Source organism: Trinickia symbiotica (genome assembly GCF_002934455.1).
Lineage (GTDB): Bacteria > Pseudomonadota > Gammaproteobacteria > Burkholderiales > Burkholderiaceae > Trinickia > Trinickia symbiotica.
In genome coordinates this window covers 96,633-122,268 of record NZ_PTIR01000007.1, presented here as the reverse complement: position 1 = coordinate 122,268, position 25,636 = coordinate 96,633, and the positions used below count along the sequence as shown (strand labels likewise).

The 25,636-nt window shown below is 64.6% G+C and carries 23 protein-coding genes; 7 read left to right on the top strand and 16 right to left on the bottom strand.

What is annotated here, in order from left to right; genetic code table 11:
• Positions 1 to 5: 5 nt before the first annotated feature.
• Entirely contained in the window at positions 6 to 1,655 is a 1,650-nt protein-coding gene (locus tag B0G57_RS12510; protein WP_199189636.1) for a ShlB/FhaC/HecB family hemolysin secretion/activation protein, read from the bottom strand.
• Between the two features lie 539 nt (positions 1,656 to 2,194).
• On the opposite strand from B0G57_RS12510, the gene ilvA reads away from it, so the two are divergent.
• Both ilvA and queF read left to right on the top strand, forming a co-directional pair.
• Positions 2,195 to 3,724: a threonine ammonia-lyase, biosynthetic gene (gene ilvA, locus B0G57_RS12505; RefSeq protein WP_018443691.1), complete on the top strand. Its 1,530-nt coding sequence runs from the start codon at positions 2,195 to 2,197 to the stop codon at positions 3,722 to 3,724.
• 35 nt (positions 3,725 to 3,759) lie between these two features.
• Positions 3,760 to 4,584 carry an NADPH-dependent 7-cyano-7-deazaguanine reductase QueF gene (gene queF, locus B0G57_RS12500; RefSeq protein ID WP_018443690.1) on the top strand — a complete coding sequence of 275 codons (825 nt, stop codon included), beginning with the start codon at positions 3,760 to 3,762 and terminating at the stop codon, positions 4,582 to 4,584.
• A 59-nt stretch (positions 4,585 to 4,643) separates the two neighbouring features.
• Here queF and B0G57_RS12495 read toward each other — a convergent pair whose 3' ends face one another.
• Positions 4,644 to 6,110 (bottom strand): N-acyl-D-amino-acid deacylase family protein, encoded by a 1,467-nt coding sequence (locus tag B0G57_RS12495; RefSeq protein ID WP_018443689.1) that lies wholly within the window; start codon positions 6,108 to 6,110, stop codon positions 4,644 to 4,646.
• A gap of 351 nt (positions 6,111 to 6,461) precedes the next feature.
• Here B0G57_RS12495 and B0G57_RS12490 point away from each other — a divergent pair, with 351 nt between their 5' ends.
• The gene (locus B0G57_RS12490; RefSeq protein ID WP_018443688.1) at positions 6,462 to 7,736 is read left to right on the top strand and encodes an amino acid deaminase; all 1,275 of its coding nucleotides are present in this window, start codon (positions 6,462 to 6,464) and stop codon (positions 7,734 to 7,736) included.
• Between the two features lie 49 nt (positions 7,737 to 7,785).
• Here B0G57_RS12490 and B0G57_RS12485 read toward each other — a convergent pair whose 3' ends face one another.
• On the bottom strand, positions 7,786 to 8,229 hold the full coding sequence (locus B0G57_RS12485) for a MarR family winged helix-turn-helix transcriptional regulator (protein ID WP_018443687.1): 444 nt from the start codon (positions 8,227 to 8,229) through the stop codon (positions 7,786 to 7,788).
• Between the two features lie 24 nt (positions 8,230 to 8,253).
• Positions 8,254 to 9,849 carry an MFS transporter gene (locus tag B0G57_RS12480; RefSeq protein ID WP_020566541.1) on the bottom strand — a complete coding sequence of 532 codons (1,596 nt, stop codon included), beginning with the start codon at positions 9,847 to 9,849 and terminating at the stop codon, positions 8,254 to 8,256.
• A 139-nt stretch (positions 9,850 to 9,988) separates the two neighbouring features.
• On the opposite strand from B0G57_RS12480, the gene B0G57_RS12475 reads away from it, so the two are divergent.
• Positions 9,989 to 10,864, top strand: a complete 876-nt coding sequence (locus tag B0G57_RS12475) for an EcsC family protein (RefSeq protein WP_018443685.1) — start codon at positions 9,989 to 9,991, stop codon at positions 10,862 to 10,864.
• Here the strand turns inward: B0G57_RS12475 and B0G57_RS12470 are convergent.
• From B0G57_RS12470 to B0G57_RS12435, 8 genes are all read right to left on the bottom strand, one after another.
• The gene (locus tag B0G57_RS12470; protein WP_018443684.1) at positions 10,831 to 11,847 is read right to left on the bottom strand and encodes an alpha/beta hydrolase; all 1,017 of its coding nucleotides are present in this window, start codon (positions 11,845 to 11,847) and stop codon (positions 10,831 to 10,833) included. The two genes, B0G57_RS12475 and B0G57_RS12470, sit on opposite strands and share 34 nt — an antisense overlap.
• A gap of 103 nt (positions 11,848 to 11,950) precedes the next feature.
• On the bottom strand, positions 11,951 to 12,400 hold the full coding sequence (locus B0G57_RS12465) for a CHRD domain-containing protein (RefSeq protein ID WP_026230232.1): 450 nt from the start codon (positions 12,398 to 12,400) through the stop codon (positions 11,951 to 11,953).
• 115 nt (positions 12,401 to 12,515) lie between these two features.
• Complete coding sequence (locus B0G57_RS12460; RefSeq protein ID WP_146013361.1) at positions 12,516 to 13,025, bottom strand: surface-adhesin E family protein; 510 nt, start codon at positions 13,023 to 13,025, stop codon at positions 12,516 to 12,518.
• A gap of 137 nt (positions 13,026 to 13,162) precedes the next feature.
• Entirely contained in the window at positions 13,163 to 13,795 is a 633-nt protein-coding gene (locus B0G57_RS12455) for a lytic transglycosylase domain-containing protein (protein WP_018443681.1), read from the bottom strand.
• Positions 13,796 to 13,994: 199 nt separating this feature from the next.
• Complete coding sequence (locus B0G57_RS12450) at positions 13,995 to 14,777, bottom strand: ATP-binding cassette domain-containing protein (protein ID WP_018443680.1); 783 nt, start codon at positions 14,775 to 14,777, stop codon at positions 13,995 to 13,997.
• Positions 14,778 to 14,788: 11 nt separating this feature from the next.
• The gene (gene ssuC / locus B0G57_RS12445) at positions 14,789 to 15,646 is read right to left on the bottom strand and encodes an aliphatic sulfonate ABC transporter permease SsuC (RefSeq protein WP_018443679.1); all 858 of its coding nucleotides are present in this window, start codon (positions 15,644 to 15,646) and stop codon (positions 14,789 to 14,791) included.
• 72 nt (positions 15,647 to 15,718) lie between these two features.
• Positions 15,719 to 16,876 (bottom strand): FMNH2-dependent alkanesulfonate monooxygenase, encoded by a 1,158-nt coding sequence (gene ssuD / locus B0G57_RS12440; RefSeq protein WP_018443678.1) that lies wholly within the window; start codon positions 16,874 to 16,876, stop codon positions 15,719 to 15,721.
• An 18-nt stretch (positions 16,877 to 16,894) separates the two neighbouring features.
• Positions 16,895 to 17,893 carry a sulfonate ABC transporter substrate-binding protein gene (locus B0G57_RS12435; RefSeq protein ID WP_018443677.1) on the bottom strand — a complete coding sequence of 333 codons (999 nt, stop codon included), beginning with the start codon at positions 17,891 to 17,893 and terminating at the stop codon, positions 16,895 to 16,897.
• 269 nt (positions 17,894 to 18,162) lie between these two features.
• Between B0G57_RS12435 and B0G57_RS12430 the strand changes: the two genes are divergently transcribed.
• Positions 18,163 to 18,537, top strand: a complete 375-nt coding sequence (locus tag B0G57_RS12430; protein ID WP_051090134.1) for a hypothetical protein — start codon at positions 18,163 to 18,165, stop codon at positions 18,535 to 18,537.
• A 128-nt stretch (positions 18,538 to 18,665) separates the two neighbouring features.
• Here B0G57_RS12430 and B0G57_RS12425 read toward each other — a convergent pair whose 3' ends face one another.
• Complete coding sequence (locus B0G57_RS12425) at positions 18,666 to 19,181, bottom strand: hypothetical protein (RefSeq protein WP_026230230.1); 516 nt, start codon at positions 19,179 to 19,181, stop codon at positions 18,666 to 18,668.
• A complete protein-coding gene (locus B0G57_RS12420) occupies positions 19,178 to 19,807 on the bottom strand; it encodes a hypothetical protein (protein WP_223258654.1) in 630 nt (209 codons plus the stop codon). The genes B0G57_RS12425 and B0G57_RS12420 overlap by 4 nt, the downstream gene beginning before the upstream one ends.
• Positions 19,808 to 19,921: 114 nt before the next feature.
• Between B0G57_RS12420 and B0G57_RS12415 the strand changes: the two genes are divergently transcribed.
• Positions 19,922 to 20,299 carry a YcgJ family protein gene (locus B0G57_RS12415; RefSeq protein WP_051090129.1) on the top strand — a complete coding sequence of 126 codons (378 nt, stop codon included), beginning with the start codon at positions 19,922 to 19,924 and terminating at the stop codon, positions 20,297 to 20,299.
• Positions 20,300 to 20,652: 353 nt separating this feature from the next.
• Here the strand turns inward: B0G57_RS12415 and B0G57_RS12410 are convergent, their stop codons facing one another.
• The gene (locus B0G57_RS12410) at positions 20,653 to 21,180 is read right to left on the bottom strand and encodes a single-stranded DNA-binding protein (protein WP_018443672.1); all 528 of its coding nucleotides are present in this window, start codon (positions 21,178 to 21,180) and stop codon (positions 20,653 to 20,655) included.
• Between the two features lie 204 nt (positions 21,181 to 21,384).
• Positions 21,385 to 22,572: an MFS transporter gene (locus B0G57_RS12405; RefSeq protein ID WP_223258655.1), complete on the bottom strand. Its 1,188-nt coding sequence runs from the start codon at positions 22,570 to 22,572 to the stop codon at positions 21,385 to 21,387.
• A gap of 201 nt (positions 22,573 to 22,773) precedes the next feature.
• On the opposite strand from B0G57_RS12405, the gene uvrA reads away from it, so the two are divergent.
• Positions 22,774 to 25,635 (top strand): excinuclease ABC subunit UvrA, encoded by a 2,862-nt coding sequence (gene uvrA, locus B0G57_RS12400; protein WP_018443670.1) that lies wholly within the window; start codon positions 22,774 to 22,776, stop codon positions 25,633 to 25,635.
• The last annotated feature ends 1 nt before the right edge of the window (position 25,636 follow it).

Here is a 25,636-nt window from a genome sequence, read left to right as displayed (position 1 = left end):
GCGCCTCAATACGTCCAGCTGATGTTGAATCCCGCGGTGGTGCTGGCGGTTTGAAATCCATCGGGCTTGCTGATGGGGCGGCCGGCGAACGCATCCCAGTAAAGCCGTTTGTACGCTCCGCGCAGACCGATCACCGCGCCGGCGAGATGTGTGCCGACGAGCTCTTGCGTCGATGGCCCGCGGACCTGACTATAGTCAACGCCGAGGTAAAGCTCCTGCCCTGTGTTGCCAAAAGTCCAGCCGAGCTCGTTGCGCACGAGCCAGCCGCGCTCGCCGAGCAGCGTGGTTTCGCCGTCGAAGCCGCGCACCGTGTACCGTCCGCCGATCTGGAAGCGATCCTGCGGCACCAGTGATGTACGGTTCCACTGCGCGCGCCATGCAACGAGATATCGGAACCGCTGCTTCGACACCGCGATGGGGATGTTCAACTGCCCTTGCGCGGTAATCACCGCCGAGCGCGACGTACCTTCGCCGAACGCTTCTTCCGGCGCGGCACGTGCCGACAACATCCCCGTTCCGCGCCGGTACGCGACGTCGGCATCGAGCGTTGCAGCGCCGATGAATTCGCGATGCGCGAGACCAACCGCCCAACCGGCCATGCGGCGGCGCTGCACTTCGATTTCCGTATCGTCGATGTAGTTACGCGAATTGCGCGACCAGGCGGCGACGTACGCACTCGCCTTTCGCACAGCATCGCGATAGAAGAGGCGCGACAAGCGCAGCTCGCTGTTTTCGCTGCTGCCGCTGAAGACGTAGGTCCAATTCCCACCCGCTACCGACTGGCGGTAGTTGTAGCCGCTGATCGTGAAGCCAAGCAACCAGTAGTCGTACGGCACCTCATAGTGGACCGTGTATCCGCGCGTCCCCTTGCCATCGCCATAGCCTCGGCCAAGATCGTGATTGAGGTTGACGTAAAAGAGGTCGTTGAGCGTCCACCAGTTGTCGTAGGAGAGCGTTACGCTGCCTTGGCATTTGCCCGTGTATTTGCTGCCAGCGTCGTCCGCCGACAACGTGATCCGAAATGGGAAGTCCTGCTTCCATTTAATGACAAGGTCGCTATCTCCAGGCTTGGCGTCGGGACCTTCCGCGGGCGTGATCTGAATATCCGCATCGACAGTGGGTACGCGCTGAAAATTCTCGAGTGCCTGCTCGATGTCGCGCACATTGAGGATATCGCCGGGGCGCGCGGGAACAGCATTCCATTTCGTCCCGCGGCGGCCACGGCCCTCCGAGAAGCGAATTCGGCGAACGCGGCCGGGGATGACCGCGAGCGTCAACGTGCCTTGCGTGAGATCTTGTGACGGGGCGAGGACCCGCGTCGTGACATACCCGCGCGCGACGATTGCGTTTTGCACGCGTTTCATCGTCAGGCTGATGCCTTCACTGCCGAGGCACCGGCCCGTTGCACGATCGTTCGCCGGATTGGCCGCCTTTACCGCCCACTGGAACCGTTCAGCAGCATCGCCTTCAAGCAGGATGCGGTCAATGCGAAAACAGGGCGACTCGTGCTCCGGCAGCCGTTCATCGCCCGCCTGAACCGGTCGTTGGAGCCGCACGTTGGGAGCGGCCTCCTGCTGTGACCTTAACGCGCGCTCACGCTCCCGTTGACGCAGCTCTTGCTGCGAGCCATCCACCATTGACGCAGGCTGCGCCATCGCAGGCGTCACCGCCAGCGCCAAAACGCAGAGTGCGACACGACATTGGCCGCGCCTGTGGATGAACCTTCCTAGCCTCATGCTTGCCGCCCGTGTTCGTTCGTCGTTTGGAACGGAAAAGCAGCGGCTGCCCGACCATCAGGCTGGATCGGTCTGTCTCGCGCACGCCCAATTCCGTCTTGCGATCAAGATGGGCGGAACTCTGCCTGCACTACTGGCAAGAATCGAAAGGTTCACGTAAAAATCAGACGGATTAACGGGGGAGCGTAGAACGAGGGAGAAGCCGCGCCAGCTGCGTAGGCCGGACCGATGAAAACCCGACGCGAAGCCCCGGGCGACGAGCACCGGCTAATTTCGACTTACTGAAACAGGCCGATCAACTAAACGGTGGATCACCGCCCGCGGCGCGAACGAGGCGGCTTTCGCCGCGAAAGTGCGGCAAGCGGCTGGCTCCCACTTCGTGACCGAGGCGCCGTTGGCGCTATCATTGTCCTTTTCAGCCTCTGGCGGTCCGTCGAAGCGCATTGCCGCGTCATCACATGTCCACGTCTTCCCACGATTACCTCAAGAAAATCCTGACAGCGCGCGTCTACGACGTGGCTCACGAAACGGAGCTCGAGCCGGCCCGCAACCTGTCGGCGCGCCTCGCGAACCGCGTCTACCTCAAGCGGGAAGACAATCAGCCCGTCTTCTCGTTCAAGCTGCGCGGCGCCTACAACAAGATGGTGCACCTTTCCGCCGACGCGATGGCGCGCGGCGTCATCACCGCCTCGGCCGGCAATCACGCGCAGGGCGTCGCTTATTCGGCCGCGCGCCTCGGCGTGAAAGCCGTCATCGTCGTACCCGTGACGACGCCGCAAGTGAAGGTCGACGCCGTGCGCGCGCATGGCGGCCCGACCGTCGACGTCGTCCAGGCCGGCGAATCGTATAGCGACGCCTACGCGCACGCGCTCGAGCTTCAGCAGGCACGCGGCCTCTCGTTCGTCCATCCGTTCGACGACCCGTACGTGATCGCCGGCCAGGGCACGATCGCGATGGAGATCCTCAGTCAGCACCAAGCCCCGATCCACGCGATTTTCGTGCCGATCGGCGGCGGCGGGCTCGCGGCCGGCGTGGCTGCCTACGTGAAGGCCGTGCGCCCCGAGATCAAGGTCATCGGCGTGCAGACGGAAGACTCGTGCGCGATGGCGACGTCACTGAAAGCCGGCGAGCGGGTGACGCTCGACGAGGTCGGGCTCTTTTCGGACGGCACGGCGGTCAAGCTCGTCGGCGAGGAGACGTTCCGCCTTTGCAGCGAGTATCTCGACGACGTGCTGACCGTCAACACGGACGAGATCTGCGCCGCGATCAAGGACGTCTTTCAGGACACGCGAAGCCTGCTCGAACCGGCCGGCGCGCTCTCCGTCGCGGGCGCGAAGCAATATGCCGAGCGCACGGGCGTCGAGAACGAGACGCTCGTCGCCATCACGTCCGGCGCGAACATGAACTTCGATCGGATGCGCTTCGTTGCCGAGCGCGCCGAGGTGGGCGAGGCCCGTGAGGCCGTTTTCGCCGTGACGATTCCTGAAGAGCGCGGCAGCTTCAAGCGGTTTTGCGAGCTCGTCGGCGAGCGCAGCGTCACCGAGTTCAACTACCGGATCGCCGACGCGAGCGCCGCGCACATTTTCGTCGGCGTGCAGATCAAGAGCCGCGACGAGTCGGCCGACATCGCGCGAACGTTCGAGGCGCACGGCTTTCCGACCGTCGACCTCACGAACGACGAGCTCTCGAAGCAGCACATCCGCTACATGGTGGGCGGGCGCTCGCCGCTCGCGCAAGACGAGCGGCTCTTTCGCTTCGAGTTTCCGGAACGGCCCGGCGCGCTGATGAAGTTCCTCTCGTCGATGGCGCCCGACTGGAACATCAGCCTGTTCCATTACCGGAATCAAGGCGCCGACTACAGTTCGATCCTCGTCGGCATTCAGGTGCCCGTCGCCGACGATGACGCATTCGCGCGCTTCCTCTCGACGCTCGGCTACCCGCATTGGGATGAAAGCCGCAATCCGGTCTACCGGCTCTTTCTCGCCTGAGGCCGCATCAACGGACAGATTCAAGAAGTTTTGCCATGACCCCCGACCAATCGCCGCTCGGCAAGCCGTCCTCATACACCGAGCAGTACGATCCGACACTGCTCTTTCCGATCGCGCGCAGCCTTGCGCGCGAAGCAATCGGCATCGATGCGCAGGTGCCGTTTTTCGGCACCGACATCTGGAACGCTTACGAGCTTTCGTGGCTCAACGCGCGCGGCAAGCCGCAGATCGCGATCGCCACGTTCTATGTGCCGGCCGAGTCGCCGAACATCGTCGAATCGAAGTCGTTCAAGCTCTATCTCGGCTCGTTCGCCCAAACGCGCATCGAATCGATCGACGCATTGCGCGAGATGCTCAAACGCGACGTGTCGGCCGCCTGCGGCGCGACCGTCTCGGTGCGGCTCGCATCACCGTCGGAGTTCGGCAAGCTCGAACTCGATGAACTCGACGGACTCTCGCTAGACCGCCTCGACCTCGAGACCGACGTCTATCATCCGGAATCGTCGCTGCTGAAGGCTGCGCTCGACGAGGCGCCTGTCGAAGAGACGTTGTTCTCCAATCTGCTCAAGTCGAACTGCCCCGTCACGGGCCAGCCGGATTGGGGCAGCGTACAAATCCACTATGTCGGCCCGCAGATCGATCAGGCCGGGCTGTTGCGCTACATCATCTCGTATCGCAATCACACCGGGTTCCACGAGCAATGCGTCGAGCGGATGTTCGTCGACATCCTGCGCGAATGCCGGCCCGTGAAGCTCGCGATCTATGCGCGCTACACGCGGCGCGGTGGGCTCGACATCAACCCTTTCCGCACGAACTTCAACCTGCCGATGCCTGACAACGCACGCACGGCGCGGCAGTAAAGCGCGCGTTTCGCGCGCAGCCGGCATCGACGATTCGAAAGCTCGCCGGCTCGGCGCGATCACTGCTCGCGCCAGGTCGCCCCGCGGGCGACGAACCGGCCCGCCCGCTCGCCCGTCGCCTCCCCGTTACGACACGACAGCACGCCGTTGACCCAGACGGCGTCGATGCCGTCGGCGGCCTGCCGAGGGTTTTCGAAGGTCGCGGCGTCACGGATACGCGCCGGGTCGAACAGCACGAGGTCGGCCTGGAAGCCCACGCGTACCTCGCCGCGAGGCCCGAGCCCGAAACGCTGCGCGGACAGGCTCGTCATCTTCCGCACCGCCTCCTCGAGCGGGATGAGCTTCGCATCGCGAGCATAGTGGCCGAGCACGCGCGGAAACGCGCCCCATAGGCGCGGATGCGGCAGCGGATCGTTCGGCAAGCCGTCGGAGCCGATCATCGTCGCCGGGTGCGAGAGGATTCGGCGAACGTCGTCCTCGGACATGTTGTGATAGACCGCGCCCGCCGGCTGCAGACGTTCGGCCGCCTCGCGCTCATTGACGCCCCACTCGGCCGCGATTGCTGAAATGCGCTTGCCGGCCTGCTCGGGATGCGGCGTCGACCACGTGATCGTGATTTCGATGTCGCCCGTGACTTGCTTCAGATCGAGCGTCGACGAGCTGCGATCGTACGGATAGCAGTCGCAGCCGATCGGTTGGATCCGCCGCGCCGCTTCGAGCGAGGCGAGCACCTCTTTGCTTCGGCCCCAGTTGCTCGGCCCTGCGCATTTCAGGTGTGAGACGACGACGGGCACACGCGCATGGCGGCCGATCCGGCACGCTTCGTCGAACGCCTCGAGGATGGCGTCGAACTCGCTTCGCATGTGTGTCGTATAGACGGCCCCCGCGGCGGCGAGCGGCTCCGCCAGCGCCATCACCTCCTCGGTCGGCGCGGCGTTGGCCGAGGCGTAGGCGAGCCCGGAGCTCAAGCCGAGCGCGCCATGCGCAAGCGCCTCCTCGAGTTCGGCGCGCATCGCGGCCAGCTCGCGTTCGGTCGCGGCACGATCGAGGCGATCCATGTGGTTGTTGCGCAGCGCCGTGTGGCCGATGAGCGCCGCGACGTTGACGGCGGGGCGCGCCGCTTCGATCGCATCGACGTAGGCCGCGAATGTGGGATAGCGAAACGCGTCGCGCTCGCCGAGCAGGTTCATCGGGTCGGGCGGATCGCCTTTCAGCGTCACGGGCGACGCGCTGATGCCGCAGTTGCCGACGATGACCGTGGTTACGCCTTGCGTGATCTTCGGTAGACATTGAGGCGAGCGGATGACGTGCGTATCGTCGTGCGTATGAACGTCGATGAAACCCGGTGCAAGCGCCCGGCCTTCCGCCTCGACGACTTCCTCGGCGAGCCAGTTCGAGAGATTGCCGATGGCGGCAATGCGCCCGTCGCGCACGGCAACATCGCGCACGACGGGCGGCTCGCCCGTGCCGTCGTATAGCTGCGCCCCGACGATCAGCGTATCGGCGGCTTCGGGGTGAGAATGCATGCGTAGTCTCCTGTCAGTGGGCGTCCCCACGGGGATTTCCTTCGGTCACTGCGCCGCCCCAAGCCACTGACGGCCCCCTCGCGCCCCGAAGGGAGCACCGTTTCGGGGCTCCCTGAGGAAGTCCCCTTGCGGGAGCGGGCAGCGAACGCAGAGAGCGTGGGGGCGACCCATTAGAGGCGGGGTCATCGCTTCGATCCTACCTGCAGGTTCGGTACCATGCACGGAAAGCGGATGTTTCCACCGGCACGCTGATCTGCGCTTTCATACGATCGATATAGTGCCGGATCCATCATATGCAGTCGAGCAGCGCTCGACAACCGACGACGACCGACAAGGACAGTTAGCACGCCTATGAAGATCACTTATCAAAACGCGACGATCGATCCCCGCAGCAAGGGCCTCGGCACGGTGCCGAGCGCGAGCGTGCCGCTCGAATCGGCGGCCAACCTCGAATGGAATCTGCTCGCCGAGGACGTCAGCCTGCCGGCCGCCGTGCTCTATGCGGACCGGATCGAGCACAACCTTCAGTGGATGCAGGCTTTCGTCGCGGAGTACGGCGTCAAGCTCGCGCCGCACGGCAAGACGACGATGGCGCCGCAACTCTTTCGCCGACAACTCGAAACGGGCGCCTGGGGCATCACGCTCGCCACCGCCCATCAGACGCGGGCCGCGTATCTCGGCGGCGTCCAGCGCGTGCTGATGGCGAACCAGCTCGTGGGGCGGCACAACATGGCGATGATCGCGGAGCTCCTCACGGACCCGGAGTTCGAGTTTTTCTGTCTCGTCGATTCCGTCGACGGCGTCGAGCAGCTCGGCGCATTCTTCGAGTCGGTACGCAAGCCGCTGCAGCTTCTCATTGAACTCGGCGTACCGGGCGGGCGCACGGGCGTGCGGGACGATGCACAGCGCGACGCGGTGCTCGCGGCCATCGCGCGGTATCCCGATACACTGCGGCTGGCGGGCATCGAGATTTACGAGGGCGTCCTCGCTGACGAAGCGGCCGTGCGGACCTTCTTGCGCCGCGCCGTCGAAACGACGCGCGCCCTCGCGGCGCAAGGCCGCTTCGCACGCACGCCGGCGATCCTGTCCGGCGCCGGCTCCGCCTGGTACGACGTGGTCGCCGAGGAGTTCGCGCAGGAATCGAAGTCGGGCGCCGTCGAGGTCATACTGCGGCCAGGCTGCTATGTCACCCACGACGTGGGCATCTATAAGAAGGCCCAGGCCGCCATTCTCGCGCGCAATCCCGTCGCGAAGAAGATGGGCGAGGCCCTGCTGCCGGCGCTGCAGCTTTGGGCCTATGTTCAATCGATCCCGGAAGCCGATCGTGCGATCGTCGCCTTAGGCAAGCGCGACGCCGCTTTCGACTCCGGTCTGCCGGTTCCGGCACGGCATTACAGGCCGGGTACGCCCGCTCCGCGCGAAATCGCCGCCGACGAAGGCTGGGAAGTGACGGGACTCATGGATCAGCACGCCTACATGCGCATCGCGCCGGGCGCCGACCTGAAGGTGGGCGACATGCTCGCGTTCGACATTTCGCATCCGTGCCTGACGTTCGACAAGTGGCGGCAGGTGCTGATCGTGGATGAACAGTACCGAGTCACCGAAGTCGTCGAAACGTACTTCTGAACGACCAGGGCCTGCTCATAGTGACTTACCGATCGCAGGCCCATCCGACTCAGACTGTCTCCGCTTGCGCTACCTCGGCGATGCGCGTCTCGAACTTGGCGAGCGCGGCCGAAAGCGCCCGCAGCGCATCGTCGGGCAACGCACCCATCGTTTCGCGCAGGAATGCGTTGCGCCGCGGCAGCGCTTCGGCGACGACGGCCGCGCCTTCGCTCGTCAGTTCCACGTTCGTTACGCGGTTGTCGCGCGCGTCGACGCTGCGGGCCACCCAGCCCAGCGCCTCGAGCGCCTTCAATTGCCGCGTCAGCGCGCCCGGGTCGATCCGCAGGCGCTCGACAAGGCGCTTTTGCGACCATTCCCCGAGCTGATCGGAAAGCGCGAAAAGGATGCGCCAGCGCGGCATGGGGTGGCCGACGTGCGCCTCGAATGCCGACATGAAAGCGCGATAGGTGCTGCCGAACTGGCGGACGACCGCGACGTATTCATGTTCTTCCATTGCCTGCTCCAGGTCCGGTTCGGTTCATTCGCTCGCGACGGCAGGCTCGGGCGCGCGTGTGATCTTGACCCGCGGCACGCGCCGGCATTGCCAGGCGGCGAAGAGCGCGACGGCCATCGCGACGGCAATGCCGGCATGAATCGACGCGACGAGCGCCTCGCGTGCCGTCTCGAGCAGCGCGGCACCGTCATGGCCGGCGTGCGCGAGCTGCGCGATGAGCGATTGCTGGGCCTCACGGTTCACGAGGATTTGCGGATCGCGCATCTGATCGAGCCATGGCGTGGCATTCGCCGCTTGCAGCGCGCCCCCGACGCGATGCCGGTACATCAGTGAAACGAGCGTGCCCGTCAACGCCGTGCCGAACATTCCGCCGATCATCCGCAGGGACTGCAGCAGCGCGGTGGCGATGCCCAGGTGCTCGCGGCCCGCCGTCTGCTGCGCGAAAACCGTGAGGTTCGGCAGCACGAAGCCAAGGCCGAGCCCGCCCGCCACCATGAAGGTCATCAGCAGTGCGTGCGGCATGTTGCGCGTCGCGGCGACGGTGCCGAGACATGCGACGGCGACGAGCAGGAACCCGATCCAAAGCATCGAATTCGGATTGCGGATGCGCGTGACGATGCGGCCATTCGTGATACTGCCGATCGTGATGAATACGACGAGCGGCGTGATGACGAATCCTGCATCGCGCGGCGAAAGCCCGAAGCCGCCCTGCAGCAGCAGCGGCGCGTAAAAGAGCAGAGAAAACATCGTGAACCCGCCGAGCACCGACAACGCGAAAAGCGCCGCGAGGCTTGCATTGCGGAACATGTCGAGCGGCAGGATCGGTTGTGCGCTCGCGCGCTCCCATTTCAGCAGGGCAAAAGCGCTGGCGACACTGAGCATGACGAGTGCGGCGACGACCGGCGTGAAGCCGTCGTGCGCGACCCATTCGACGAAGAGTTGCAGACTGGAGAGCGAGATCGCGATCAACAGCGCGCCGGGCCAATCGAGCCGTATGCGGCCCTTGTGCTCGACGTGCCGCATATGCGGCAGATAGCGCCAGACGAAGACGAGCGAGAGCAGGCCGACCGGCAGATTGACGTAGAACGCCGAGCGCCAGCCGTAGTACTGCGTGAGAAAGCCCCCGAGTGACGGCCCGATCGCGTTGGCAATGCCGAAAGCCGAGCTCATCAGCACCTGCCAGCGCAGCCGCACGACCGAATCGGGGAAGAGATCCGCGATACAGGCGAACGCGGTGCCGACGAGCATGCCGCCGCCGATGCCCTGCAAGCCGCGCGCAAAGACGAGAAAAACCATGCTGTTCGCGGCGCCGCAAAGCGCCGACGCCCCGGTGAAAAGGGCGATCGACGCAATCACGAACGGCTTTCGGCCATAGTAATCGCCAAGCCGCCCGAAGATCGGTACCGTGATGACGGATGTGAGCAGATAGGAGGTCGCGACCCATGCATAAAGGTCGAAGCCCTTCAGCTCGGCGACGATCGTGGGCAAAGCCGTGCCCACCACCGTTTGGTCGAGCGCGACGAGCATCGTCACGAACGACACGCCGAGCATCGCCAGCAGCGACTCGCGAAAAGGGAGGACCTGCCCCTTCGAGTGGTGAGGGGCCGTATGAACAGCCATCGTTTGATGAAACAATCGTTGTGTCGTCAAAGAACTGAAATGATAGCATGGTGGCGCAGTCGCCGCCTCGCGCTCGCGCCGTCCTTCGCGCCCGTGCCGCCGGCGGGCGCTCTGCCTCACCGTCAAGGGAAATGCTGTGATGGAAAACTCGACCCCGGCCATTGCCGGCCCGCTCACGGCCGACGATCTCGCGGCGCTCGCGCGTGCGAAGCGCGCGCTCGAGCGTGCGCCGCTCGCGATGAAGCTGGCCGGCGCCGCGGGCGCGCCGGTGGAACGGCTGATGGCGCGTCTGCCGGCGGCGGCGCACGAGACCATCGCCGAAGCGACGCGGCGCGCGCTGGACAAGTGTCTGCAGGCCGCGCTGGCGAGCCTCGGCGTGCGCGGCGAGGCCGAGGGCCTCCTACCGGGCGGCTCGGCCGCGTCCGCCAAGGCCCGCGACATCTGGCACAAGCTCGCGGTTGCGACCACCGGCGCGGCCGGCGGTGCCTTCGGGCTGCTGGCGTTGCCGGCGGAACTGCCGGTTACGACGACCCTGATGTTCCGTTCCATCTGCGATATCGCCCGCAGCGAAGGCGAGGACTTGCGGACGATCGAGACGCAGCTGCAATGTCTGTCCGTATTCGGCCTCGGCGGCGGCACCCGGTCGAAGCGCGAGCAGGCCAACGAAGACGCGGAGTTCGGCTACTTCATCGCGCGCGGCGCGCTCGCGCAGGCCATATCGAAGGCTTCGTCGGACCTCGCGTCGAAAAGCCTCGCCTCCCACGGCACCGCCGCGCTACTGAGACTCATGAACGCGATCGCGGCGCGCTTTTCCGTGCAAGTCAGCGAGCAGGTCGCGGCCAAGTCGATTCCCGCGATCGGGGCGGTGCTCGGTGCCGTCGTCAACACGGCCTTCATCGACCATTTCCAGCAGACGGCGCACGGCCATTTCACGATCCGTCGGCTCGAGCGGCGATATGGCACAGAGGTTGTGGAAACCGCCTATAGAGCAATCGACCTCTCGCCGCTGCGCTGACGATAGCGTTCGCTGGCATGCCAGCGCGCGAACGCAGCCGCCCGATCGAGGGCGCGGCGCGCCTCGGGAATGAACGGGGCGAATAGTTGCCAGACATGCGGCATCTTCGCCCAGACCTCGAACTCGACGACACACCCGGCCGCCCGCGCGCGCTCGGCGACACGCCGCGCATCGTCGAGCAGCACCTCCGTGCTGCCGGCCTGAATCATCAGCGGCGGCAGGCCCGTGAAATTTCCGTAGAGCGGCGACGCATACGGGTGCCTGGGATCCGCGCCGGCCAGATAGAGACGCGTCGCGCGCTCGATGGCCGCACCGCGAAACATCGGATCGGCTCCGTCGTTCGTGACGAGCGTCTTGCCCGTCGCCGCAAGGTCGGTCCAAGGGGAGAACAGCAGCGCCGCGGCAGGCAACGCGTCTTTCGCGTCGCGCAACGCGAGAAGAAGCGCGAGCGCGAGGCCACCGCCCGCCGAGTCCCCCGCTACCACGATCGAATCGGGCGGTATCCCGTCGGCGAGCAGGCAACGATAGGCGGCGAGCGCGTCGTCGACGGCGGCGGGGAATGGATGCTCGGGCGCAAGGCGGTAATCGAGCGAAAACGCGCGGGCGCCCGCACGCACCGCCAGCGGAAAAACGAGCGAGCGATGCGATCTTGGCGAGCAGAAGTAGTAACCGCCGCCGTGCAAATAGAGTAGCGTGCGCATCGGCGCGCCAGCGTCGGGCACGGCCGCACTATCGAGAGGCGCCGTCGCGGCGGGATGGGCAGGGGCGCCGAGTTTGCCAGCCGGCTGGAGCCATTCGCCGCGTAACGGCGCGTCGTCGACGCCGTAGTGCTCGGTGAGCCGCCAGCCGGCCGGCACCTTTGGCGACCAGACGCGCTCGGCCGTGCGCGTACGGGCACGCTCGACGCTCACATGAGGCTTCTCCGTCTCCGGACGAAACTGCTTCTTGAGAACCCAGCTGACGACGGCGCTTTGCCAACTCATCGCGGCCCACTCCCTGAACGCGGCAAACGATCATGGTACTTGCGACGAACGTGCCATGTACGAGCGGTTCTCGAATATCCGATCTAGACCGGATGGACAGAAGTTAGTGCGGCACAGGGGGCGACGGCAACAACTGGCCACGTATTTCGCCGCTCTTGTATTGCTCCGTATAAATATTGAAGTACCACTTGCCCGTCTCGAGGTCGTTGATCTGCGCGTCCGTCAACGTGGCTTGGCCTTCGATGTCGCCGCGCAGCGCCTTCGCGAGCGGGGCGTCGATCTGCACGGCGGCGTTTTGGCCGACCGATGCCGGTCCCTGAAACCGCGCCATCGTGGCGGGGCCGGAGAGCCCCTGAAACGAGCCGGCCCACTTGAGGAGCTTCGTCGAGGTGTCGAACATCGCTTTCAGCTCACCGCTTCCCCTGCTCGTCGTCGGCGGCACCTCGCTCGACGGCTGCAGGCTTGCCTTGTAGACGACTTCGTCGGCGAGCGCCGCGCCGATCGTCAAAACCGACAGCAGCGCAGCAACTCCGAGCTTGCGCGTCATACGCATATTGTCCTCGCGATCGAGACGTCTCCGCCGGCACAGCGCGTCGCTGTGCATGCGGGTCGGCAGCAATGGTAGACCAAAGCATCAGGCCGTATGGGGTTCCCGCGTACACGGTCGCTCAGCACACTTTCCGAAACATCAGGTCGACGACGGTGCCGGGCCCAATGGGCGTCCAAGCCGCATCCTTGGGTTGGGCCTTGCCTGCCGGCTCGCCCTCGGCCGTCATATAGTTGGTATCGATCGCGCGCCACGCTTTATGGTCGCAGTCGATTTGATAGCGGGTGATGGAGACGGCAACAGGCTTCGTCGCCCCGGAAAGCATCGCGGGGACTTTCCACAGTGTCTTCCCAACGTACTCCAGATAGCCATCGGGACCGCTTTTGACGCTATCCATGTCGACCTCGTAAGAGAGATCGCGTTCGCTCGCCAGATGGACCCATTGCGCCGCATCGGATTGGGAGCTTGCCGCAAGCGCCACGAAACAAATCAGCAATCGACGGAGCAATTTCATTATCTTTCCTATGATCGAAATTGGCCCACGACGTCGATTCGAATTTGTTCCGGACTTTTTAGTATCGCCCTTCTTGCCGGCGTCTTCGACGTTACTGGATTCTAGCAGAGCGATCATTCACCGCGCGCAGCGATATGGAAAATTCGACATGCCCGAACGACTCGAGCCCCGAGCGCGTGGCGCGCGTAGCGAAAGGGCATTGCTGACTGCTCGAGGCACGGGAAGCGGGGTTCGGGAAACGGATGCAGCGAGCGCTAGCGCGCACCGCTCGCGTCGAATGCGATGTCAGGCGCGCTTGCCCCGACGCCCGCCTCGAAATCATGGACGCGCAGGCTCACTTTGCGGGCATAGGCCGACGATCCGCCGTAGCTCTTGAGCGCCGCGGCCACGTCGCCCTGGGCCGACTCTATATAGCCATGAAGGATCGCGGACCCGGCTTCGATATTGGCGGCGGGCTCCGTCAGATCGATATGGCTCACCAGGCGGCGGTGTGCGGCGGGCACGACCTGCATGAGTCCGGTCGCGCCGTGCAGGCCATGCGCCTTCTCGCGAAACCGCGACTCGATCGAGATGATTGCAAGCACGAGCGCCGGCGGCAGCGAGTACTTCGATGCCGAGGAGACTACCGCGTTGGTGATCTCTTCCGCCTTCGCACGGGCGAGGCCGAATTTTTCCACGAGCATGCTCGAGATGCGATGCGTCTGCGCAGTCGCGGCTTCGCTCACGGATGCGTGGGCGGGTGCCGAGGCGCCGCTTGCTTGCGCTAACGACGATGTGTCGATTCCACTCGTTGCGGGTGCGGGTACGGCTGTCGATTCAGAGCCCTCGGCATAGGCATGCGTCAGGATTCCGAACGAAATCAGCAGTGCGCAGAGGACTCGGCTCATGGGTCGATGCGGAACGAATGGTCCCGCATTATAACGGCGCCCACTAATCAGCAGACGAGAAGACTCGGATATCGATGGAGCGCTCTACGAAGCCCGAAGCACGTGGATCGTCGACGGCAGCCACCAGATCACAATGGAATGACAATGGAAGTGACGACTCACTTGCAGCCGCGGGCACAGCCGGACGCGAAGCGGTTTGTCAGCTCGCGGGCTCGAGCACACGCTGAAGCACGGCGTCCTCGATCGCGGCGAACGCGGCCGTGCCACGCGCTCGCGGCCGCGCGAGCTCGATCTGCCGATCGAGCGCGATGCGCCCGCGCTCGATGAGCAGAATTCGGCTCGCGAGCGCCACGGCTTCCTGCACATCGTGCGTCACGAGCAGCGCGGTGAACCGGTGCTCGCGCCAAAGCCGCTCGATGAGCTCGTGCATTTCAATGCGCGTGAGCGCGTCGAGCGCGCCGAGCGGCTCGTCGAGCAGCAACAGATCGGGGCGATGCACGAGCGCACGCGCAAGCGCCACACGCTGCCGCTGGCCCCCTGACAACTGCGCGGGCCAGTCGTGCTCGCGGGCCGAGAGCCCCACCTCGTCCAGTGCCGCGCGCGCTTCATCGCGCGCCGCGCGCGGCAGGCCGAGCATGACGTTAGCGAGCACGCTCTTCCACGGCAATAGTCGGGCATCCTGAAACATGATGCGTGTGCGGGGCGCTCCACGCGGCTCGCGACGGCCGCCTTCGCCCCTTTCGCCCCTGACGAGCTCGCCGTCGTCGGGCGTCTCCAGACCGGCCACGAGGCGCAGCAGCGTCGACTTTCCGCAGCCGCTGCGCCCGATGATCGCAACGAAGCTTCCCTTGGCGACGGTCAGGTCGAGACGATCGAGCACAACGCGCTCGGCATAACGCTTCGAAATCGACTTCAGGACGATCGCCGCCTCGGTGCCCGTTTCGAGCGTGGCAGCGTTTGCCAGGCCGATCCCGTCCGCCATTGTCGAGGCACTCACGCCTTCACTCCTCGCCACCCGTGCGGCCGCTTGACCGCCCTCGTCCACCTCGCGCCGAGGCGCGTGCGCGCCGCGCGCGGACGCACGGCACTGCCCGCATAGGCCGGATGCCAAGGCAGCAGACTTCGTTCGAGCCCGCGCGCGAGCATGTCGGCCAACTTGCCGAGCAATGCGTAAAGCAGAATGCCGACCACCACGACGTCCGTTTGCATGAATTCGCGCGCATTCATCGTCATGTAGCCGATGCCCGACTGCGCGGAAATCGTCTCGGCGACGATCAGCATGACCCACATCAACCCGAGCGCGAAGCGCACGCCGACGAGAATCGAGGGCAACGCGCCCGGCAAAATCACATGGCGGTAGAGCGCCAATCCCCGCACGCCATAGCTCCTCGCCATTTCGACGAGGTTGCCGTCCACCGAGCGGATTCCGTGAAAGGTGTTCACGTAGATGGGAAAGAACACGCCCAGCGCGACGAGAAAGAGCTTGGCCTGCTCCTCGATGCCGAACCAGAGGATGACGAGCGGGATCATCGCGAGCGCGGGGATGTTCCGAATCATTTGGACGGTCGAATCCAGCGCCGCTTCGATCGACTTGAAAAGCCCCGTCGCGAGCCCGAGCGCAAAACCGATGCCGCCGCCGATCGCGAAACCAACCAATGCGCGCCACGCGCTCACCTCGACATCGGTCCACATTTCGCCGCTGAGCATGAGCCCCCATGCCGCTCGCGCAACCGCAAGCGGTTCCGGCAAGACGCGCGCGGAGAGCCAACCGATGCGTGCGCTCACCTCCCACGCGAAGAGGATGAGGGCCGGGACGATCCACGGCACGATGCGTCTCGTCAGCACCTGCATTTTCACGTGCTTCCCCTTTCGATAATTTCGTAGTGCGAACGATTACGTCACCCGCGTCCGAGCAGGTTCCACTCAGCCGTGCGCTGCTTTCGGCAAGTGCGTCACGCCGACGATTTCGCCGAAAGGCCCTGGCAGCGCCGACCCCAGGTTCTCGCGCACCCGCTGCGGTAGTCTTGGAAAGACGAGTTCGGCGAAGCGATAGGCTTCTTCGAGGTGCGGATAGCCGGAGAGAATGAACGTGTCGATGCCGAGCTCGGCATACTCGGTCATGCGCGCCACGACCTGCTCCGGAGTGCCCACGAGCGCGGTGCCGGCCCCCGTCCGCACGAGTCCGATGCCGGCCCAGAGGTTCGGATAGATCTCGAGCTCAGCCCGTGTGCGGCCCTTGCCGCCATGCAATGCAGCCATGCGGCGCTGCCCTTCCGAATCCATCTTGGCGAAGTCGGCTTGCGCTTTCGCGGCGGTTTCGTCGTCGACGCGGCTGATGAGCCGGTCCGCCTCGGCCCATGCTTCGTCCTCGCTTTCACGCACGATGACATGGAGCCGGATCCCGAACTTGACCTTGCGCCCCTTGCGCTCGGCCTTCGCGCGCACGCTGGCGATCTTCTTGGCCACCGCGTCCGGCGGCTCGCCCCAAGTCAAATACGTATCGATATGATCGGCCACGATCGCCTGGGCAGCTTCCGACGATCCGCCAAACCACAATGGCGGATGCGGCCGCTGGAACGACGGGTAGAGCAGCTTGCCGCCTCGCGAGCTCAGATGGCGCCCCTCGAAGTCGACCGACCCGCCGTCATGGGCTGTCCTGAAGTGGTCGCGCCAAATCGACAGAAACTCGTCGGTGATTTCATAGCGAACGTCGTGATCGGCGAAGAAGCCATCGCCTTCCAGCTCCACGGGGCTGCCGCCCGTCACGACGTTGATGAGAAGCCGGCCCTTCGAAAGCCGGTCGAACGTCGCCGCCATCCGGGCCGAGAGGCCGGGTGAGCTGAGCCCCGGCCGAATGGCGACGAGAAACTTGAGTCGACGCGTTGCCGCGATGAGGCTCGATGCGACGACCCATGCGTCCTCGCAGGAACGGCCCGTCGGTAGCAGCACGCCTTCGTAGCCGAGCGTGTCGGCTGCCACGGCAATCTGCTGGAAATAGTCATAGGTGGCGGCGCGCGCGCCTTCGGACGTGCCGAGATAGCGCGAATCGCCGTGCAGCGGGATGAACCAGAAAACCTTCATGCGCTTCTCTCCGCTCTCTCAGGCAAGCCACTGCGCGTCTTTGACGGCGATTTGTTTCGGAATGAGCCTGAGCTCGCTGAACGTATCGGCGATCGTTTGCTGTGATGCCAGCACGTTTGCCGAGACCGGACGGGCGCCATACGACGAGCGGCGCGCCGCGACTTCGACGATGGCCGGCTCGAGGCCGACGAGCGGCGCGAGCTGGGCGGCAACCGCGGCCGGGTTCGCCTTTGCCCAGGCGTCCGCGCTCGCCAGCTCCTCGAGCGTCGCGCGCACGAGCTGCGGCGCGCTCGATGCGAAGCGCTTCGACGCCAGATAGAACTGCGTGTTGTCGACGAGACCGGTGCCGTCGGCGAGAATGCGCGCGCCGGTTTGCTTCTCGATCGCGGCGAAGTAGGGATCCCAGATTACCCATGCGTCGACGCTGCCTTGCGTGAACGCGGCGCGCGCGTCGGCCGGCGCGAGGTAAGCAGGCTGAATGTCGGCGTACTGAAGGCCGGCGTGTCTCAACGCCCGCACCAGAAGGTAGTGGACATTCGATCCCCTATTGAGCGCAACCTTCTTGCCGCGCAGATCCGCGACGGACTTGATCGGCGAGTCGTGCGGCACGACGATCGCTTCCGCGGCAGGCGACGGCGGCTCATTCGCGACATAAACGAAATCGACGCCGGCGGCCTGCGCGAAGATGGGAGGCGTTTCCCCGACCGTGCCGAAATCGACGGCTCCTGCGTTCAGTCCTTCGAGCAGTTGCGGGCCCGCGGGAAACTCGAGCCACGAAACCGTGACACCTTGGCTCGCGAGACGCTTCTCGAGCGTGCCGCGTGCCTTCACGAGCACGAGCGAGCCGTACTTCTGATAGCCGATACGCAAGGTCTTGGCAGCCGCGCCTTGTGCCAGCGCCCACTGCGGGTATCCGGCGCCGAGCGCGCCGCCCGCCAGCGCGGCGCCGCTCGCGGCGGCTACCTTGAGCCAGCGACGGCGTGCGGGTTGATGAAGCTCGTTGTTCTTCCAAGACATGACTTCTCCACGACGCTGGTTGAGCGCCTTTGGCACAAAACTGTTCGGTTTCAAGAGAAAGGGGATCGAGCGGCGCTACCGCTACGGGAACCGACAGTCTAGGAAAGGCGCGATGCGATGAGAACGATTGTTTTCAGCTTTGCTCTTGCCGGATCGTCATATGGCGAAATCGTGCAGACGATTTGACGTCCACGCAGATCTCGGATGCCTGGCGCGCCGGCACGCGAGTTGCGGCGCAAGAGAAATACGATGGCGATCGGGAGAAAACGATGGGGACGCGACCGCAGACGGACTTGCCGCAATTCGACCGGCCGTTCCGACTATTCGCAACCGGAACGCGCGTGCTCGCGCAAAACGCGGCGGGTAAATTGATCGACCTTGGTGCGATCGACTGCAGCGAAGGAGGCGCGTGCACGATCCGCCTCGACGTGGACGGCATCGACAGCGGCCCGCAGGCTGGAGCCGAGGCCGCGCTTCGAGCCCTGGTGCCGATGTTGAGCTTCGACTACCTCGATGGCCTCTTTACGAGCGAGGCCGACGCGCAGTTCGATGGGTTGCTCGACGATTTACCACATGTCGCCTTTACACTGCCCGAGTCGGCTCCGCGCGAATTCGTCGATCGCAGACCACCTGAACTCTTCTAGGTCTAAGGCGGCACTGGCGCGGCGCCCCTCGCGCCCGTCGACGCTTCGAACGCGAACGCAGCCTTCACCAGAGGCATGACTTGGGCGCCTGAAAATGGGCGAACGCGGCACGCACCCATGCGGCGTACCTACTGCTGCTCCAAGTTGCCCCACCGCGCCACCGCCGGCTCGGCATCGGCCCACTTCCATCGCGTCCCTTGCTGACAAGCGCTTGCCGTATACCAATCCTCGTGTGCGTCCGGACCGTCGCCATGCGCGACGGAGAACACGAAGTCCTTGCAAAGGGCGAGCGGGGTCGCGAATGCGCGCGTCACGCGCACGCGTCCGCGCCCGTTCTCGATCGGTAGCCAATGCTTGACACGCCACGCCCCGCTTTCATCGACGGGCAGCGCGCCGACGACGGCCGCGATCGCATCCTGCTGATCCTGGTGCAGATGGCGCGTCGTACGCCTGACCGCTTCATCCGTTGCCGCCTCCACCGCAATGCCAACACCGATTCCGATCGCAGGGTTCGTCGTCGCGGCCCCGGTCGCCACGCCGGCCGCGGCGCCACTTGCGGCGCCAATCGACTGGCAACCTGTTCCGACGATCATCCAAAACACGCCAGCGATCGCGGCGACCCCGGCGAGATAGCGTGCGTTCATTGCATCGGACCCCATCGGCTCGTCGCGGGCTCGGCGGACGCCCATTTCCACTTGGCGCCGTCGCGGCATATCGATGCGACATAGAACTCGTTTTGGGCCGGCGACTCACTGACTTTTACCGCACTGGCGGCGCTTGCAGCATTTGCAGCACCGGCCGAGCGCTTGTCGACCGGCCGATCGACCGAAAAAACGATCTCCTTGCAGTCGAGAGCACCCGTGCTGATGACGCGGCTGACGGTCACGCGTCCATGTTGGTTGGGCTCGATTGGAATCTTGTGCGAAACCGACCAGGAGGCCACTGCGCCGACGTCGAGCGGCCCTGCTGCTTCAGCGATGCGATCTTGTGTTGCGTTGTGCGCGACGCGCTGCGTATACGCGACTCCTGCGCGAGCCGCGGCCACCGCGCCGAGACCGATGCCCGTCGCGACCGCGGCGTTGCGCGTTACCTTCGATGCCGCGGCGGCCCCGGCGATACCCGCACCCGCATTGGCGCTCTCGGTATAGATGGAATTGCAACCGCCGAGGGCTAACGCGCTCGCGCACGCAACGATCGCGAGCGCGATCGAGGCGCCTGTCCCGCGCCACGTTGCCAGAAACGACCCAGGTTCTCCGATCGCATCCGCCATCGCTATCTCCTTGCCTTGCATCCCGCTATCTGCAATCGGCGTGCCGAAGAAAGGGCTCCATAGGCGTGAGAGTAAGATCGCGTTGATGTCGACTGACTTTTCCGGGCTCTTCAAATGGACCTAATCACTTTCACTCGCGGCCCTGTCCGGCTCATTTGCCCGGCGCTGTTGCTTGCGCTGACATTAAGCGCCGCCGAAGCCGGGCAAAACGCCAGTGTTCGCTCACCTGCTTCCGGCGTCCTCTGTGATCGATATATGTGCGCGAACGACAAGGGCGTCTCTCGCGAGTTGACGTCTCGGTATCTGGGAAAGAAGGCTGCGGCAAGGCTTTTTTCACAAGGCGAATTCAGCCAGACGGAATTCACCTTCGCCAACGGGATCTTCTGCGACGTCAAGGAACGTCTTTGCCGCGAAAATCGCTTCTACGGTGCGGATGGCAAGCACAGTGGGGCGATATCGGAAAAATACACGGCGCAGCTTTTCGGCAAGTAACGGGCGCGGTGTGCGTTCGGGGAGCACACCTGAAAACGTTCGTCGAGATAGGCTGAAAGCGTCGGATCCGTCTGCACCGAATCAGCGACTACCCAATCGCGCACTGTCGGCGTTGTAGATAAGACAACATTCGTTGTCCATTCAACAACACCCTGGATGCCGTTGCTCGATGACTGGCTGTGAGCACGCGAAGATTTACCCGCTAGGGACTTCTAATCACTGGAATTCTGGTACCTCGCCCGCCCGCTCGAAAGAAACCTCAGCACAACACAAGCGGCCCCGAGAATCTCACCGAATCGTCGATTCGAATGAGAAACTCGGGGCCGCGCTGACACCAGTGGATGAAGCTACCTCTAGAAGGGAATATCGTCATCCATCTCGTCGAGCCCGCCACCGGCCGGCGCGCTGGGCCGGCCACCGCCCGCGCTGCCGCTGCCGCCGCCGCTGCGCGCCGCGCCACCGCCCGCTGGCCTACCCCCTCGTTCGGCCGGCTCACGGCCATATCCACCGCCTTCATCACCCATGCCGCCACCGCCGCCCGAACCGCCACGGCCGCCGAGCATCTGCATCTGATCCGCGACGATTTCAGTCGAATAGCGGTCCTGACCGTCCTGGCCCTGCCACTTGCGCGTGCGAATGCGCCCTTCGATATAAACCGACGAGCCCTTCTTCAGATACTCGTTGACGATCTCGGCAAGCCGCCCGAAAAACGCGACGCGATGCCACTCGGTGGCTTCCTTCATTTCACCGGTCGTCTTGTCCTTGTAGCGGTCGGTCGTCGCGAGACGAATGTTCGCAATGGCGTCCCCGCTCGGCAGGTAACGCACTTCAGGATCGGCACCGAGGTTACCGACGAGAATGACCTTGTTGACGGATGCCATATGTTTCTCCAGTTGATTCCGTGTTGCCCGAGAGAGTCGCGCAAGCAGCGACTCCGGCCCCATGCATAGCGCTATTGTGCGGCGACGCCGTTCGTGTGGACAGGAACAGGAATCAGCGCGAAAAGCAGCCGCCCCGATCCCGCGCCGGTTGTGTCCTGAAGGCCATCTTGCCTCGAACCACCCTCACCGGCTGCCGGCTCCCGTTCACGCCTTGCGCGGCGGCGGCTTCATATTCGCGGCGATTATAAGCCACCCGAAAACGAGCCCCGAGCACGCGAAAAACACCGCATTCTGCCCGACCGATTTCAGCAGCCAGCCGCCGATCACACCGCCCAACGCGAGCCCGACGGACTGCGTCGTGTTATAGACGCCGGCCGCCGCGCCCTTTCTCGTGCCGGGCGCAAGTTTCGAAACGAGCGAAGGCTGCGACGCTTCCAGGATATTGAAACCGAGGAAGTAGACGAACAGAATCGCCGCCACGGACAAGATGGTATGCGGTGCCGCGCCGAGCAACAATTGGCCGATCAGGATAAGCACAATGGCACCGAGCAGCACCGGCTTCATCTTGCCGCGCTTTTCCGCGGCAATGATCGCGGGCACCATCATCACGAACGAAAGCCCCATCACGGGCAGGTACACCATCCAGTGCGAGGCGACGGGCAAGCCGCCTGCCTCGAGAATCCGCGGCACGACGAGAAAGAGCGCCGTTTGCGTCGCGTGAAGCACGAGCACACCGAAGTTCAGGCGCAAGAGCTCCACGTTGTGAAGCACCTCGGCAAAGGGCGCCGGCACGTGCACCGGCTTTGGCGCGTTGGGCACGATCCAGAGCACGACGCCGACGGCGACGAGCGACAGCACGCCGACGAGCGCGAACAGCCCGTTCATGCCGATCCAATGGAAGACGATAGGCGCGCCGACGATGGCCACCGCGAAGGAAATGCCGACGCTGCCGCCGATCATCGCCATCGCCTTCGTCCGGTGCTCCTCGGCCGTCAGATCCGCGATGAACGCGATGACGGCCGATGAAACGGCGCCCATCCCTTGAATTACGCGCCCGGCGATGATCCAGGCCATCGAGTGCCCAATGGCCGCAACGAAGCTTCCCAGCGCAAAAACCGCGAGCCCCACGGCGATCACAGGCTTGCGGCCCAGCTTGTCCGATGCCCACCCGTAAAAGATGTAGAGCATCGACTGGGTGACGCCGTATGCGCCGAGCGCAATGCCGACCAGCAGCACGTTGTCGCCGCCGGGAATCGTCTTCGCGTAGATGGAGAACACCGGCATGATCATGAACAGACCGAGCATGCGCAGCGCGAAGATGCCCGCGAGCGACACGGTCGCGCGCAACTCGGGCGCGCTCATGCGTGAGGAAGTGACGGAAGCGTTCGACATCAGGGGAGCGGATCGGTAGCGGTGGCGACGCCGTTCGACGTCTGGTTCACGCCGCGTCCCGTCCGCCGAGGGGACCTTCCCTCAACGGGATTTCCTCGGGGCGCCAGGCCGTCCCAGCGGAGGCGCTGTAAGGACGCCGTAACGGCTGTCTGCAAAAGTCGTTATAGTAGCAGGTTTGGTCCGCCTCCTCCTCGCTCAGGTATGGAACAGATTCGCATCCGTGGGGCTCGCACCCACAACCTGAAAAACGTCAATCTCGACCTGCCGCGTCACAAGCTCATCGTCATCACCGGGCTCTCCGGATCGGGCAAATCGTCGCTCGCCTTCGATACGCTCTACGCCGAGGGGCAGCGCCGCTATGTCGAGAGCCTCTCCGCGTACGCGCGCCAATTCCTGCAGCTGATGGAGAAACCCGATGTCGACCTGATCGAGGGGCTCTCGCCCGCCATCTCGATCGAGCAGAAGGCGACCTCGCACAACCCGCGCTCGACGGTCGGCACCGTCACCGAAATTCACGACTACCTGCGCCTGCTCTACGCCCGCGTCGGCACGCCCTACTGCCCGGATCACGGCATTGCGCTCGAAGCGCAAAGCGTCTCGCAGATGGTCGACACCGTCCTCGCGCTGCCCGAGGACACGAAGCTGATGATCCTCGCGCCCGTCGTCGCCAATCGCAAGGGCGAGCATGCGGAGCTCTTCGAGCAGATGCAGGCGCAGGGCTTCATCCGCTTTCGCATCCGCTCGGGCGGCGGCACCGCCAACGAGGGTGAAGCGCAGATCTACGATGTCGATTCGCTGCCGAAGCTCAAGAAGAACGACAAGCATACGATCGATGTCGTCGTCGATCGCCTGAAGGTGCGCCCCGACATCAAGCAGCGTCTCGCCGAATCGTTCGAGACGGCGCTGCGGCTCGCCGACGGCCGGGCGGTCGCGCTCGAGATGGATGCCGGCCAAGAGCATGTATTCAGCTCGAAATTCGCCTGCCCGATCTGCGCCTATTCGCTGCCGGAGCTCGAGCCGCGCCTTTTCTCGTTCAATAACCCGATGGGCGCGTGCCCCGATTGCGACGGGCTCGGACAGATCACGTTCTTCGATCCGAAGCGCGTCGTCGCCTATCCGTCGATTTCGCTCGCGGCAGGCGTGGTCAAGGGATGGGACCGGCGCAACCAGTTCTATTTCCAGATGCTGCAAAGCCTCGCGGCCTACTACGAGTTCGACATCGATACGCCGTTCGAGGACCTTCCCGAAAAAATCAAGAAGCTGATTCTCTTCGGGTCGGGCAAGGAGACGATCCCGTTTTCCTATATCAACGAGCGCGGCCGCGCGACGGTGCGCGAGCACGTGTTCGAGGGCATCGTCCCGAATCTCGAGCGGCGCTATCGCGAGACCGATTCGGCCGCCGTGCGCGAGGAGCTCGCGAAGTACCAGAACAATCAGCCCTGCCCGTCGTGCGACGGCTCACGGTTGCGCCGCGAGGCGCGCTTCGTGCGGCTCGGCGCGAATGGCGACGCGCGCGCCATCTATGAGGTGAGCGGCTGGCCGCTGCGCGACACGCTGGGCTACTTCCAGACGCTCAAGCTCGACGGCGCAAAGCGCGAAATCGGCGAGAAGGTCGTGAAGGAAATCGTCGCGCGGCTCATGTTCCTCAACAACGTCGGGCTCGATTATCTTTCGCTCGAGCGCAGCGCAGACACGCTCTCGGGAGGTGAAGCCCAGCGCATCCGCCTCGCCTCGCAGATCGGCTCGGGGCTCACGGGCGTCATGTACGTGCTCGACGAGCCGTCGATCGGCCTCCATCAGCGCGACAACGATCGCCTCATCGCGACGCTCAAGCACCTGCGCGACCTCGGCAACTCGGTCGTCGTCGTCGAGCACGACGAGGACATGATCCGCATGGCCGACTATATCGTCGACATGGGCCCGGGCGCCGGCGAGCATGGCGGCATGATCATCGCGCAGGGCACGCCGGTGCAGGTCGAGGGCGATCCGGCGTCGATGACGGGTCAATACCTCTCGGGCACACGCCGGATCGAGTTTCCGGACGAGCGCAAAGACCCCGACGAGCGCCACCTGCGCATCGTCGAAGCGCACGGCAACAATCTGAAGCGCGTCACGCTCGATCTGCCGGTGGGCCTTCTGACCTGCGTGACGGGCGTCTCGGGCTCGGGCAAGTCGACGCTCATCAACGACACGCTCTATAACGCGGTCGCGCAACATCTGTACGGATCGTCGACTGAACCCGCGCCTTACGAATCGATCGAGGGTCTCGAGCACTTCGATAAGGTCATCAACGTCGATCAATCGCCGATCGGCCGCACGCCGCGCTCGAATCCGGCCACCTACACGGGTGTGTTCACGCCGATCCGCGAGCTTTTCGCCGGCGTGCCGGCCGCCAAGGAGCGCGGCTACGATCCGGGGCGCTTCTCGTTCAACGTCAAAGGCGGCCGCTGCGAAGCCTGCCAGGGCGACGGCGTGCTGAAAGTGGAGATGCACTTTCTGCCCGATGTCTATGTGCCTTGCGACGTCTGCCACGGCAAGCGTTACAACCGCGAGACGCTCGAGGTTCACTACAAAGGCAAGAACATCAGCGAGGTGCTCGACATGACGGTCGAGCAGGCGCACGAGTTCTTTGGCGCCGTGCCCGTCATCGCGCGCAAGCTGAAGACGCTGCTCGACGTCGGCCTCGGCTACATCCGGCTCGGGCAATCGGCCACGACGCTCTCGGGCGGCGAGGCCCAGCGCGTCAAGCTTTCGCTCGAACTATCGAAGCGCGATACGGGCCGAACGCTCTATATCCTCGATGAGCCCACGACCGGCCTGCACTTCCACGACATCGCCCTTCTGCTCGAGGTGATCCACCGGCTTCGCGATCACGGCAATACAGTCGTCATCATCGAGCATAATCTCGATGTAATCAAAACCGCCGACTGGGTGATCGACCTGGGCCCCGAAGGCGGCGCGGGTGGCGGGCAGATCATCGCCCAAGGCACGCCCGAGCAGATCGCGAGATCGAGGGCGAGCTTCACAGGGAAATATCTCGCACCGCTGCTCGAGCGGCGTTAAG